The following is a 12800-nucleotide window of genomic DNA, read 5'->3' as shown; positions in this document are numbered from 1 at the left end:
AGTTGTATTGAAGAACATTCATGTCGAGCGGTTCGTGACGGGGCAGTTTCGTATTTCAGGTGGTGCGCGATCGGGAAGCCGAGACGATTGGACGCTGTCGATGACGGAGACGATGAATCAGGGGGAGTCCGGATCCGCCGGGCGAGACCTCGCGGTGACGACCGTGGTGATCGCGGACCTGGCGAGGGAGGTTGTCGCCGAGGTTGCGCCGGAGGAACTCGAGTACCTCGTGCTGGTCACGGCAGCGCGGGAAAGCGGCAAGGTGTACCGGAGCAAGTCGCCGCGCGGGACAGGCGGATCGGTGGGGTCAGGCGCGCCAGACCCCACCGTGGTGACCGCGATCGTCTATCCGCTGCTGACCGGGACCATCGCCCAGGTGCTCGGCGCCTCCGCGTTCGCCAAGCTGCAGGGCAGGCGGTGGTGGCGGCGGAAGCGTGACCTCCCGCCCCGGACGCGGGTCACACTGGACCAGGCGCACCTCGCCGAGGTCCGCGACGCCTGTGTCAGGCACGGAATCACGCTGGGGCTGTCCGAGGCACGTGCGACGCTGCTGGCCGAGGCCGTGGACGGGGTGCTTCGCCGCAGGATCGATGAGGGTGATGATGACGCTCGTTGATGATCCCCCCAGAAGCTGGGCCGAGGACACGGAGAAGCTGAACCGGGCGATGGGACCCGGTCGGCTGTGGTGGGTCTACGTCATGATCGGCGCCGGGCTGATCATGACGGGCGCTGGCGCCGCTACCGCCGCGTTCTCGAGCTACGGGATCGCCGACGAGAACGCGGCGCAGGTCTGCCTGGTACGGAACGGGACGTCCCTGTCGTCGGGGTCGGTCGATCCCAGGCTCTTCCACGCGTGCCTGAGTGACTATGGTCATCTGAACGCGATTGTCGTCCTGCTGGGAGCCGCGTGCCTACCGGTGGTCGCGTGGTTGCTGATGATCGCGGGCGGGCTGGTCGTCCGGCATCGATTCCGGCCCAGTGCGATTGAGGGCGTGGACGCCAGCGCAGTGCGTCTGCTTTCGTCCCGTTTCGCGCAATTGTGCGACCAGTTGGATCTGACCGGCTCGCGCAGGCCGATTCTGGTCGTCGTGCCACCGGAGACGGGAATAGAGCAGGCGTTCACGACGTGCGTGCCGGGTGCTCGCCCGCGAGTGGTGGTTCCTGTGGCATACCGGTATTCACCGCGGGATGCCTTTGACGCCGTGGTGATTCACGAGCTGGCGCACGTCAAGGCGAAGGACGTGCTGTGGGCGTCGGCGGTGTGGTGGGCCGGATGGCTACCCGTTCCGGCGCTCGTCGCCGCGATTCTTCCCCTGCTGAGCTCCTGGGCCGTGATGTGGGATCTGTACGGCATTTCCCTGCTCTTCGCGGTGGTTGCGGCCGTCATGACGCTCGCCCTGCGGGCGGCTTTGCTGCGCAGGCGCGAGCTGACGGCCGACCGCTACGTCATCGACGCGAGCGGTGGCGAGCGCGCTCTGACGGCGATGCTGCAGCCCGGCGGTGAGGTCCCGGCCGAGAGGGCGCCGTCCGTGGCCGGCCGGGTTCGGCGGATCTTCGCCACCCACCCGTCGGCCGCAGCCCGCCTTCGTGCCGGGGAGAAGCCGATCCAGGAGTGGGACGGAGGCTTCGTCTTCTCGGCCGCCGCCGGACTGGTGGCGATGCTGACCTACCACTGGGCTGCCGACCTGCTGGACAACCTGCTCGGCTGGACCGAGTCCTACCCGAGGCTGTCCGCGAACGTCGCGATCGCCGTGGCCGCGCTGCTGTGGAGCACCGTCGTCATCCCGTCCTGGACCCGGCGTGCGTCGTCTGGGAACCGGTCCTGGACCGGATCGTGGGCGGGGGCGACCGCGGGCCTGGTCGCCGGCTATTGCCTGTGGGCTCCAGGCGCGAACCCGGTGGTCGCGAACTACTACGGCGCCCACCTTCTGCCGTTGATCGCGTGCCTCGCGGCGGTGGGCCTGGCCGTGGCCGTCTTCACCGCGTCCGTCGCCACCTGCCTAGCGGCCACCCCCGGCGACCGGCGGCGGGGCATGGCGGGCGCGGTCGTCGCCGTGACCGTGACGCTGGGGACCTTCTGGAATCACGTCGTCTGGCTGGTCGGCGCCCACCAGACGTGGGGGGACGGCGCGGCGGTCCGCAACTACATCGGCGGAATGGCAGAGGACAAGGCCTGGCAGCACAGTCCCGCGCTGGTCCTGGCCGGCCTCCTGCTCGTGGTCCTGCGCTCCGGAAAGCCCGCTATCGAGTCGAAGATCCTGGTCGTCGTGCTCGCGACCGGGGCGATCGGCGGCGGCGCCGCAGCGCTCTCCTGGCTGCTTCGGGCGCAGGCCGGCATGTCGGCCGACATGCGCTATCTCCTGTCGTACCAACGGTGGTGGATTTGCGCGATCGTGGGCTTGGTCGCCACCGTGATCGTCCTGCTCGCGAGCCGGCGTCAGGCAAAGAGCGTGCTCGCTACGGTGCCGCTGGCGATCCTGGGCGGTCTGGTCGCGACCGCTGTGTCCGGCGTCGTGCAGTTCCTGCTCGTTGGCGCCGAAGGACGCGGGACGGAGTCCGGCCTGATCGAACAGACGCTGCAGATACCGGGTTCGCTGCTTCTTCTTGCCCTGATCGCCACAGTTCCGGTCATCGCCGCGACGGTTTTGGTCGCCTCGTCGCGCGAGACTCGTCGAGGAACCGTCTTCTGGGCGCTGAACGCGGCCACGGCGTCCGTGCTGCTCGTTGCCGCTCTCTGGAGCGGTGCGCTGTCCGCGGTTACGGTCGCGGTCGCGGACGGGGATCGTGCGCTATCGCGCCCCGACGTCGTGAAAGCCGACCGGTCCTCCATCCTGCCCGCGCCGGGCGAACACGGGCGTGCGCTGGGGGAAGCGGCGGCCACCGCCGCGCTCGAAGGAGTTCCTGAACTGCTTCCCGCCGGCGCCCAGATCGTGGTTCCGGAGTCTTCCGGCGAAGCAGCGGACGAACCACCGATGACTCCGTCCGCGTGCTACGAGGCCGCGAAGAAGCTGGCCGCCACCGAGGAGTCGATGGGACGCAGCGCACAGGTCGACCAGGCGTACCAGGTGAAAATCCCGAGCCCGGAGCTCGTGACGGCGATAGTGAGCGTGAGGCTCACGTCCTACCTGGCACCGGCGTCCGACCTCTCCCGCTACGACGAAGAAAACCGAGAGTGCGCACGATTCAGCCAGACGCAACCGGATGGCGCCAGCACGGATGCCGCCTGCGACCTGGATCGAACTCCCGTGGTGGCCTACGAGTCATACCGGAAGAACTGCTCGGCCACGACCCACCGCGAACCCGTGCAGAACGTGATCAACAAGACCTTCTACGCGCTGGCCGGGCACAATCTGGTCGAGGTGAGCGTCATTTACGGCTACACCGGAGACGTCCCACCCCAGGACTTCCTCAGCCAGGTCGAGAAGATTCAGACCGACGTGATGACAGGCGTCCTGATGGCGCTGTGAATCCGGTTCACGCGGCCGACTCGGCTGGCTGTGCGAACCGATCGAAGATCCGCCTCCGAGCCAGCTCCAGATCGGAGGCTGCGTGACCAGGCACGACCCGCGACCTCTCACGTTCTCTAGCGCCACGCTCACCAGGAGAGGTGCAACCATGCCCCGTTCCCAACGCTAGGGGTCCCCAAAGGCTGGGCCGACTTAGAAGGAACGAGAACCGCGCCGCAAGCTGCCCATCGCCGTGGCCGATCTACTCGATGCTCCCCGGCTTGGTGAGCGCCACCAACCCCGTTGGCCGCGCCGGCTGGCAAAGATGGCGACGACGGTTCCGGGGCGGGGGCAATCCCTGCCCCGGCGTATGTGTGCCGAGCTGACCGAGGTCGGCCAGAATGTCCGGATGGCGTGGGAACAGATCCGTACCGGCAGGGACGCCCTCGGCGAGTACCTGAAGGTGAGTCCGCTGGACGCGATCGCCGAGCTCGTGTGGAACGCGCTCGACGCGGAGGCGGACAAGATCTCGATCGACATCGAGTACACGGGCATGGGCGATGACGACGTTCGCTACGTCGGGCAGGTGACGGTGGTCGACAACGGACACGGCATGGACCGCGAGCGTGCGCGGTCGGCGTTCCTCTCGCTCGGTGACTCGTGGAAGAAGACGTTGAACGGCCGCACGGTCAACAAGAAGCGAGCGCTGCACGGGAAGAAGGGCAAGGGACGCTTCTTCGCCTACGGGGTCGGCAGCCACGTCCGCTGGTCGAGTGTCGCGGCGACACCTGCCGGGAACATGCGCGTCGAGGTCGTCGGCGAGGAGCATCGGATGGAAGGGTTCGAGATCTCGGATCCCGAGCCGACTACGGAGCCGACCGGTACCCGCGTCACGGTGCACGCCGACCAGAACCGTCCCAACCACGCGCTCGTGCGCGCCGACTTCCCGCACCAGCTCGCCGCTCGGCTGGCGGGGCACTTGCTCGCCAACGACGACATCGACGTCGTGGTGAACGGAACCCGGCTCGATCCGTGGGAACTGGTCGAGGACGAGCCGTTCGACCTGCTGGTCATCGATCCCGACTCACCAGAGTTCGAGGGGCGCGACCGCCCCGTTCTGACCATTGTGGACTGGACCGATGAGATGCGGGCCGCCCCTGGCATCGTGCTGTGCAACGAGGACGGCATGGCCCTGGTCGAGCTGGACAAGCCCGTGCCGAACGCCGCGGCGAAGACGACCGGCTATCTGAAGTGGACCGAGTTCGCCGGGCCGGAAGTCGGGCGCGCGTTCGCACACATGCAGTTCCCGGAGGTCATCGCCGAGGCGACGAAGATGTACGACGAGCACGTCCGCGCGAGGCTGGGGGCGATCACCACGACGATCGTCACGCGGCTGAAGTCGGAAGGCAGCTACCCCTTCGAGCCTCAGGAGATCGACGATCCGATCCGGCGTGCCGAGCGCGAGATGTTCGATCTCGTCGCGGTGACCGCCCGTGGAGCCTTGAACTCTGGGTCGCGTCAGCAACGCGCGATGAGCGCCCGGCTGCTGAAGCTCGCGCTAGAAGAACGTTCCGAGGAGCTGGACCTCATCCTCGCCGGCTCGCTGGAGCTGTCGAAGGACGAACGGGATCAGCTGGCCGACATGCTGCGCGTCTCCACGCTCGGCAACATCGTCGGCGCCGGCGCCGAGGTCATGCGACGGCTCGACCTGATCTCGGCCCTGCGCGCGGCCATCTACGGCGGCGACTCACGCAGGCGGATGCGAGAGGTCGATCAGCTGCACCCGCTGGTCAAGGAGAACGTGTGGCTGTTCGGCGAGGACTGGCGCCTCAGCCGGAGCGAGGCGAGCCTCACCACGGTTCTCCGCGACGTCCTGCACGAGGAAGCGGTCCTCGAGGCAGACCTCCCGTCCGTGGTTGAAGAGGTGCGCCAGGCTGACGGCCGGACGGGACGGCTTGATCTCGTACTGCAGCGCACAGTCGGTTCTCCTGGAGACTCGCATCGACTCGTGGTGGAGCTGAAGCGTCCGTCGCTGCGCATCGGTGATCGGGAACTCACGCAGGTGAAGGGCTACGCGCGAACGTTGTCCAAGCATCCGGCCATGGGGGCGTGCAAGTGGACGTTCTGGTTGGTCGGGGCGGAGCTCGATCCGGACTTCGCCGACGAGGTCCAGCAGACCGACCGGGCACCGGGTCACGTCGTCAACATGGAGAACTACGACATCTGGGTCACCCACTGGGGGCAACTGCTCGATGACGCCGAGCGGCGCTTGGCGTTCTACCGAGACCAGCTCCGGTACGACATCAGCCAGGACGAGGCTTTGGGACGTGTCCGGGCTCGTCATTCCCTGCTGCTTCCGCCGGACATGTCCGAGTACGAGGACGGCCACGACCTGCTCGTCGAGCCGCCTGCGCGCGAGCTGGCCAGTGGTACGGGCCGTGCTACTGGGTCGCCCGGCGAACTGCCGGCAGGCAGAGGTGTGGGAGAAGGCACTCAGTCATGATCGGTAGAGGCGCTTGCCTCACGACGAGCGAGCGCGGCCCGGTAGTCGGCGAGCACGCTCACCTTGCTGCCCGTCGCGTGTAGGCGGCCTTGTTCCTCGGCAACGAGGAAGGCCTTGAGGAGGTAGCCGAAGTAGGTCGCGATACCCCAATTGTCGCGCACCGCCTGGTCGGCAACGGACAGCGCTTCGTTGGCGAGCTCTGGCAGCTCCTGCCGTTGGTTCCGGACTACGGCGATGACAGGCCCGGACCGTCCCGGTGACGGCGCCAAGCTCAAGGCGAGGGCGACATGGTGGAGCGTCTCATCGTCAACTGGCCGCATGCGCGTGATGGCAGGAAAGTCGATGAGCCGGTGCCGGCAGCGCCAATACAAGGCGAGTGCGAGGTTGTGTGCCGCGCGTGCAGGGAGGCCGAGACTGCGCGCCTGCGCTGCCTCGGCCACAACGCCGGCCATGTGGGACGGCGGTTCCGTGCACCCGAGCATCTCGAGGAGCCGTGGATCGACTACGTCCGATGGGAACGGCATGTCGCCGAGAATGCCTGCGGTCACAACACCCTCTCCTCGTTGCTGTTGTCCTGCTTGCTGTCGGCGCCCGCGTCGTTCGCCGGGACCGTCACGACGTCCTCATCGATCGCGCCGGGGTCTTGAGAAGCGTCCTGCGCGCGGTTGGATCGCAGGGAGCACAAGAGACCGACGACGTTGATCAGAAAGAGGGCGGCTCCGATGGCCGCCGGAACGCTCCAGAGCTGTCCGCCTGCGGCGAGAGTCGTGGCGAGGCTGGTGCCGCCGATCAAGGCTCCGACGATTCGAGGCGTGCGGTCGCTTCGCGAACGCGCGAGTCGGCGGCCGAACACGACCGCCAGGCCGAAGACGACGAGATGTACGAGGTCCGCAGCCGCGATCTCGAAGTGGCTCGCGATGCCCTGGCTGAGGTTCGCGGCGGCAGTCCAGAGCACCAGGGTGTGCATGGTGGGGTGGGGGATGCGGAACTTGATCTGTTCCCCCGCCTGTGTACGAAGCATCGGAACTGATAGCTCCCAGTGGCGATTACCGCTACCGTTCCCGTCAGGAGAGAACTGCATGTCAGGGGCTCCTTCAAACTTCTGACGTGATGGTGGTCGCCCGCTGTAACGGGCTTCTGCTCGGTGCTCTCCGCTTCGACCCCTCCTGGTGGCGCCGGGAGGGGTCTCTGCGTTTCACACCACTGGAGTAGAAACGCTCCGAACGCCTCCAGCGATTTTCATCCTTGCAGCGAGAAAACCGCGAGTCAAACAATGCAAGCAGCATCACTGCTGGTCAGAGTGCTGTTTGGAGCGTTGACAACCGGTCTGTTGATCGATTTCCAAAGGTTTTGGGGAAAGATGCCGAAAGAAGTTGGTCAAATTTCAAAAGACGAACGAAAGCTGGACGTCACTAGCTCGGAGCACCTGATCGGTTACGCAACGCAAGCACTGATGAGGCGGCTGAAAGAGGAGGGCAGAGTTACTCAGGGGCGGATCGGCGTACAGATCGGAATTCCAGACGACGCGACATTCACGAAGAAGCTCAACGAGGGTTTGGCCGGTGACGAGTTGCTCAAGCTCGACCGGGAGATGATCAAGCTCGACCTGCAGAACTCGGTGAACGGCGGGTTGTCCTCCCTGGCACTGCGGCTGAGGTCGGAGAAGGCGCCGGTGCAGGAAGTGTTGCCGGTACCACCGCAGTCTTGGGCGTGGGACCTTCTCAACACCTCACCTCCTGACGAGTACGGCGTGCTCATGCAGGGGTCGCAGCTACTCGACATGTTCCGCAACTCGTCCCAGGCGTTCGACGACACGGCCCGGTTCAAGGAGATCGTGGAGCGGCTGATCATGATCGGGGCCCAGCCACCCACACCGCGCAACGTCGAGGCGTTGCTGCTACTCGGAAGCATCGCTGGTCACGCGTTCGACCGGATGCAGAGTTGGTTGGACGACATTCTCAGGAACATGCCGCTGGGTTTCCGGGTCTGGCGTGCGATCACCGCGGTGATCGCGATGCAGGACGCACGCGAGGATCCCGTCACGATCAGCACCTGGGTGCGCGCCCACCTGGGTGAAGCCGAGCAACTGAGAGAGATGAGCGTCTTCCCTGCGCGGTCGCTCGATCTCGAAGCCGCGATCGCGGTTCCACCGGCCTGGACTGCCCGAAGGGACTGGGTTCGTCCTGTGCTGCTGGCCAGAGCCAGGAACGAACGCGCAGTCGTGCGTGAACGGGGAACCGCGGCACACGGTTTGTGGGAACGTGCGTTCCGAGATGAGGCATCGCCGAGTGTCGAGCTGCGGTCGACGATGTCCGAGCTCGTGCGCGAGTTCACCCTGGAAGCCGGCCACTGCGACGATCCGGTGCCTGGTATGGCGTGGGTCGCGGGCACACTCAGGTACCTGACCGAGGAGGGGATCCCGGTGTGCCAGACGTGGTCGGGCGTTGACAACCCGTGTGTCGGGGTTGTTGCTGAGGCAACCGCACAGCTCCGCGTCGATCCACGGATCGACGGCAAGACCATGAAGCGCGACTTCCCGCCGATCGAGTCGACTTGTGTGCTCTTCGAGCACAGCTTGTTGCAGAACGCCGGTGTGCATCGGCGCAACGTCATTGACACCTTGCTCGCGGCTGGCATGGCTGCGCCGGTGACGGAGGCCTTGGAGCATGTGCTGGAGCACGAGGACTCAGAGGCATGGTTGCGCTGCCGTGCCTTGTTCGCGTTCGGCATGCTGCAGGAACGCAGCTCCATGGTGCAGTTGATCCTCGGTCACGCCTTCGACCAGTCGTGGCGACGGTTCAAGTCCAAGCCCGCGCGTACCTCGACCTCGGAGCTGCATGCGGCGATGTTCGCCATCGGCGACTGCTTCGGCGCGCCGGGGGCAGAGCGGCAGGCCATCGCTCTGCGGCAAGCGATCGATCCGGTCCTGCCGGAGCTGTTCGAGCTCACCGGCCACGGCGAGAAGACCTACATGGCTGCTCGGGCCGCCGCATACATGCTCATGGTGACCGCACACGCTGAGCCGGAGAACACGAGGCGGCTCCTCGCCATGTTGGAGCGGCATCCGGACCGAGCAACAAAACGGCTGAGCAGCTGGGCGTTGGAGCACAGGTTCACCAGCAGTGGACGCACTCGTCCACTCCACGCAGCGTTCGTCATGCCAAGATGAGGATCATGCGCAAGCCTGCGGGTGATTTCACCGCTCGAGCATTCCGGGGCCGAAGACCTCGTACTTGATGTCGTCGGTATGAACGTCGCGGCGCAGGAGACCGGCCCGCATGTCGCGCATGAACGGGATCGGCCCGCACAGGTAGGCGATGGCAGCGGTACCACCTCCATGTCGACCCGGCCGGCCTCTCCGCCGTCATCGCCGTTCTCGTACCAGGTCAGCTGCTTGGAGTTGACGAAGCGGGCGTACTCCGCGCGGTGGGCGTGGCGTTCGGCTGAGATCTTGGCGTGCGCGACTACGACCGTGTGCGTCGGTTGCGCGCTGACGGGGCTGGCGGAACTGCACGCTGCTGAAGCACGCGCGATGGTGGGCGAGCGCAGTGCGTGTGAGCGTTCGCTGGAACGAGCGCAGGACCACTTCGGGCGTATCTCTGACGACGAACCCGTGGAGGAGATTTTCTCCGAGACGGCACTGGTCTTGGGCAGCTCGAAGTAGTGCCGTCTCGACCACACTGCACAACGCAGGCCACGAGGCCCGACCGCATTGGGAGCACACGTCGGCAGCGATTGGGGAGCAGAACTGTGCGTTGAACGTGCCCCAACGGTCCTCAACGTAGCCAAACGGACCCGGGCTGACCTGCAAGAGTTTTATTTTCGCAGGTCAGCCCGGTCAGGATGTCATATTTGAACCACGGAGCGTCGACCAGGACGCGCAGCCGGTCACGGGAGAGCACGAAGATCAATCTATCGAGTGGATCTTCGTGGTCGGCGGTTCGCCCGTTCGGCGGCAGGCCGTGGGGTGAGTCGGATCCGTTGCTGTCGAACGAGAACGGGGTGTGGCCGGTGGGATCTCACCGGCCACACCCCGACTGGTCACGTCTAGATCTTGTCCGCGACCTTGATCTTGCCCTCGATGATCTGAGCCTTGTAGGCCTCAAGGATCCCCTGCAGCTTCGCGTCGATCTTGCCGCCCGACGTCGCGTACCCCATGCCGTCCGACTTGAGGTCGAACACCTTCGGCAGCGACGCGAGGTCGTTCGCGGCGGCCGCGTGGAAGAAGTCGTAGACGGCCACGTCCACGCGCTTGAGGCTGGACGCCACGATGACGTCGCGGTTGGCGGCGAGCGCGGGCTGGTTGTACTGGTCGGCGTCGCAGCCGATGCCGAGCACGCCCGCCTCCTTCACCGCGGCGAACACGCCGATGCCGGACGCGCCCGCGGCCGGGTAGAGGACGTCGGCGCCCTTGTCGATCAGGCCCTTCGCGGCCTCCTGGCCCTTGGGCGGGTCCTGGAAGCCGGTGAAGTCGCCTGCCGGGGTGATGTACTTCTTGTCGATCTTCACCTTGGGCGCCGCGGTCTGCGCGCCCTGGTTGTAGCCCGCCTCGAACTTCTGGATCAGCGGGATGTCCACGCCTCCGACGAAGCCCACGTGGCAGTTCTTGCTCTGGTACGCCGCGACGACGCCCGCGAGGAACGCGCCCTCCTGCTCGGCGAAGACCAGCGGCGTCACGTTGGTGACACCGTCGACGGCGGAGTCGACCAGGCCGAACTTGACGTTCGGGAACTCCGGCGCGACCACCTTGAGCGACTCGGTGTAGGCGAAGCCGACGCCGACGATCGGGTTGAAGCCCTCGGACGCGAGCTGGCGCAGGCGCGTCTGCTTCGCGGTCTCGTCCTCGTTCGGGGCGGCGGAGAGCTCGCGGGTGTTCTCCTTCTTCACGCCCATGTCCGTGATGGCCTTGTCGAACCCGGCGGCGGCGAGGTCGTTGAACGACGCGTCACCGCGGCCGCCGATGTCGTAGGCCAGACCGATCTTCAGCGCGCTGCCGTCGACCTTCTTGCCGTCGGCGGCGGCGCTGGTGCTCGACGAGGCGGACGCGGTGGGCGGCGTGGAGAACTCGCAGGCGTTGCCCGAAGGGGTGGAGGTGTTGCCACCACCGGAGTCCTTCGCGCAGGCGCTCACCACCATGAGGCTGGTCAGCGCGATCGCGGCCACGGCGGTGCCACGCATACGACGACGCACGGTTCGTCTCCTCTAACTCGGCTTGTGGAGGCGGACGGTACCTTCCGCTCCGATCGAACCGGTTGAGAGTTCACCTATTGGGATCGAGATCCTTGCGGAAAACGAGGAAGTCGCACGGGCAGGCGAGGTGCGGCACCAGGAACGGATAGGCGCTTTCCAGCTTGTCGGTGCGCACGACGCGATAGCCGATGCGGGTGTACCAGCCGCGCAGGAACTCCTTGACCGGATGGCTCCACTCCTGCGGGACCAGGAGCTCCAGCTGCATCTCCGCCGCGCCGAGCGAACGGCCCCAGTCCTCGGCGAACGTCACCAGGTCCCTGCCGATGCCGGTGCCGCGTTCCTCGGGCGCCGCGACCAGCATGCCGAACTCGCCCGCGCCGTCTTCGAGCTGATGAACGCGCACGGAACCCACGACACGGCCGTTCGACCGGACCACCGCGATCTCGCCGGCGGCGACGAGGTCCGCCACCTCGGCCTCGGTGGTCCGGCTGTTGCCCTCCAGCCAGATGCCCTTCTCGGCGTCGGCGTACACGCGGTTGATCAGCTGGGCGATCTCCCCGGCGAGCCCGGTGTCGGAGATCAGGACCGGCGTCACCACGGCGACGGCTGGGTGGTCTTGGCCAGCTCGTCGGCGTGCTGGAGCACTCCGAGCTCGCGCAGCATCCGGTCTCGCTGCACGGGATCGTGCGCGACGTGCGACGCGTGCAGCGCCTTGCGCAGCCGTGCCTTCCGGCGAGGCGTCCACGGGCTCGCGATCGCGAGCTTCGCGGCCCGCAACGCCGCCTTGTCACGCGTGCGCGCCAGGGCGTCGCGGCCGTCGTCTCCCAGACCCAGCAACGACAACATGCGCTCGCGCAGCTCACGGCCGATGCGCGCCCACGTCGTGGTGCGCTGGCGGGACGCGCGGATCTCGATGCCCAGCGCGAGGTGCAGCATGACCAGGCCGAGGACCGGTCCGAGCAGGACGCGGGCGGTGCCGGCGACCGGGCCGGACAGGCTGAAGGCCGCGAACGCGGCGAACGCGGTCAGCGCCCACGCGACCAGGCGGGCCGGACCGGGGCGGCCGTTCTGGCGCACCCCGCCGCGCATCGCCCAGCCGCACGCGACCAGCGCGGCCTCCATCACGGAGAACAGGACGACCCGCTCCACGACGTCGGTGATGCCCAGGCGCTGCTCGAAGAACCGCCACGAGGTGTCGACGCTGACACCGATGCTCATGAGCGCGACGGCGTAGAAACCCTTGGCGCCCGCGGGCTTGCTGTCGGCCGGCTCGGTGTCGGAGGGCCTGGTGTGGGCGGGCTCGATGTGAGCGAGCCTGGCGTCGACGGGCTCGGTGTCAGCGGGCCCGCTGTCGACGGACGCGGGGGAGCGGTTCTCCGCCTCGTCCAGCTGCGCGATCAGTTCCGGCGTCAGCGGGATGTGACCGCTCGTGTCCGTCACGCCGTTGCGGGCGCGCCACTCGTTCACGATCGGCGTGGCGTAGGGCCGCGTCGGCACGGTCTGGCCCTGCTTGCTCAGCCAGCGGCGGACGTCCTCCACCGAACATCCGCGCGGCAGGTGCTCCAGCGCGTACTGAATCTTCGCCTTCTGCGTCCTCAAGCGGGATAAAGCAGCGTCGTGGCCGGTCAGGGTGCCGGCCTCGTCCGTGGTCACTCGTGCTC

At 67.0% G+C, this 12800-nt stretch carries 10 protein-coding genes; 5 read left to right on the top strand and 5 right to left on the bottom strand.

Going from position 1 to position 12800, the window contains the following annotated elements; genetic code table 11:
- Nucleotides 1-7 precede the first annotated feature (7 nt).
- From ACFWN2_RS06090 to ACFWN2_RS06080, 3 genes are all read left to right on the top strand, one after another.
- Nucleotides 8-616 carry a hypothetical protein gene (locus ACFWN2_RS06090; RefSeq protein ID WP_382425170.1) on the top strand — a complete coding sequence of 203 codons (609 nt, stop codon included), beginning with the start codon at nt 8-10 and terminating at the stop codon, nt 614-616.
- The gene (locus ACFWN2_RS06085) at nt 591-3467 is read left to right on the top strand and encodes a M48 family metalloprotease (protein WP_382425169.1); all 2877 of its coding nucleotides are present in this window, start codon (nt 591-593) and stop codon (nt 3465-3467) included. The genes ACFWN2_RS06090 and ACFWN2_RS06085 overlap by 26 nt, the downstream gene beginning before the upstream one ends.
- A 388-nt stretch (nt 3468-3855) precedes the next feature.
- Complete coding sequence (locus tag ACFWN2_RS06080; RefSeq protein WP_382425168.1) at nt 3856-5949, top strand: ATP-binding protein; 2094 nt, start codon at nt 3856-3858, stop codon at nt 5947-5949.
- Here the strand turns inward: ACFWN2_RS06080 and ACFWN2_RS06075 are convergent.
- Nucleotides 5940-6497 carry a hypothetical protein gene (locus ACFWN2_RS06075; RefSeq protein WP_382425167.1) on the bottom strand — a complete coding sequence of 186 codons (558 nt, stop codon included), beginning with the start codon at nt 6495-6497 and terminating at the stop codon, nt 5940-5942. The genes ACFWN2_RS06080 and ACFWN2_RS06075 overlap by 10 nt on opposite strands.
- Nucleotides 6494-7030 carry a hypothetical protein gene (locus ACFWN2_RS06070; protein ID WP_382425166.1) on the bottom strand — a complete coding sequence of 179 codons (537 nt, stop codon included), beginning with the start codon at nt 7028-7030 and terminating at the stop codon, nt 6494-6496. The genes ACFWN2_RS06075 and ACFWN2_RS06070 overlap by 4 nt, the downstream gene beginning before the upstream one ends.
- A gap of 279 nt (nt 7031-7309) precedes the next feature.
- Here ACFWN2_RS06070 and ACFWN2_RS06065 point away from each other — a divergent pair, with 279 nt between their 5' ends.
- Both ACFWN2_RS06065 and ACFWN2_RS06060 read left to right on the top strand, forming a co-directional pair.
- Nucleotides 7310-9118 (top strand): hypothetical protein, encoded by a 1809-nt coding sequence (locus ACFWN2_RS06065; RefSeq protein WP_382425165.1) that lies wholly within the window; start codon nt 7310-7312, stop codon nt 9116-9118.
- A 21-nt stretch (nt 9119-9139) separates the two neighbouring features.
- Nucleotides 9140-9613, top strand: coding sequence for a hypothetical protein (locus tag ACFWN2_RS06060; RefSeq protein ID WP_382425164.1), 474 nt, complete (start codon nt 9140-9142; stop codon nt 9611-9613).
- 383 nt (nt 9614-9996) lie between these two features.
- Here the strand turns inward: ACFWN2_RS06060 and ACFWN2_RS06055 are convergent, their stop codons facing one another.
- From ACFWN2_RS06055 to ACFWN2_RS06045, 3 genes are all read right to left on the bottom strand, one after another.
- Nucleotides 9997-11127, bottom strand: a complete 1131-nt coding sequence (locus ACFWN2_RS06055) for a BMP family protein (RefSeq protein WP_382425600.1) — start codon at nt 11125-11127, stop codon at nt 9997-9999.
- Nucleotides 11128-11209: 82 nt separating this feature from the next.
- Complete coding sequence (locus tag ACFWN2_RS06050; protein ID WP_382425163.1) at nt 11210-11734, bottom strand: GNAT family N-acetyltransferase; 525 nt, start codon at nt 11732-11734, stop codon at nt 11210-11212.
- A complete protein-coding gene (locus ACFWN2_RS06045; protein ID WP_382425162.1) occupies nt 11731-12792 on the bottom strand; it encodes a hypothetical protein in 1062 nt (353 codons plus the stop codon). The genes ACFWN2_RS06050 and ACFWN2_RS06045 overlap by 4 nt, the downstream gene beginning before the upstream one ends.
- Nucleotides 12793-12800: the final 8 nt, after the last annotated feature.

The organism is Lentzea sp. NPDC058436 (assembly GCF_042721515.1).
In the GTDB taxonomy this organism is placed as follows: domain Bacteria; phylum Actinomycetota; class Actinomycetes; order Mycobacteriales; family Pseudonocardiaceae; genus Lentzea.
The sequence above is the reverse complement of the archived record's forward strand: the minus strand, read 5'-3'. Positions and strand labels throughout refer to the sequence as shown.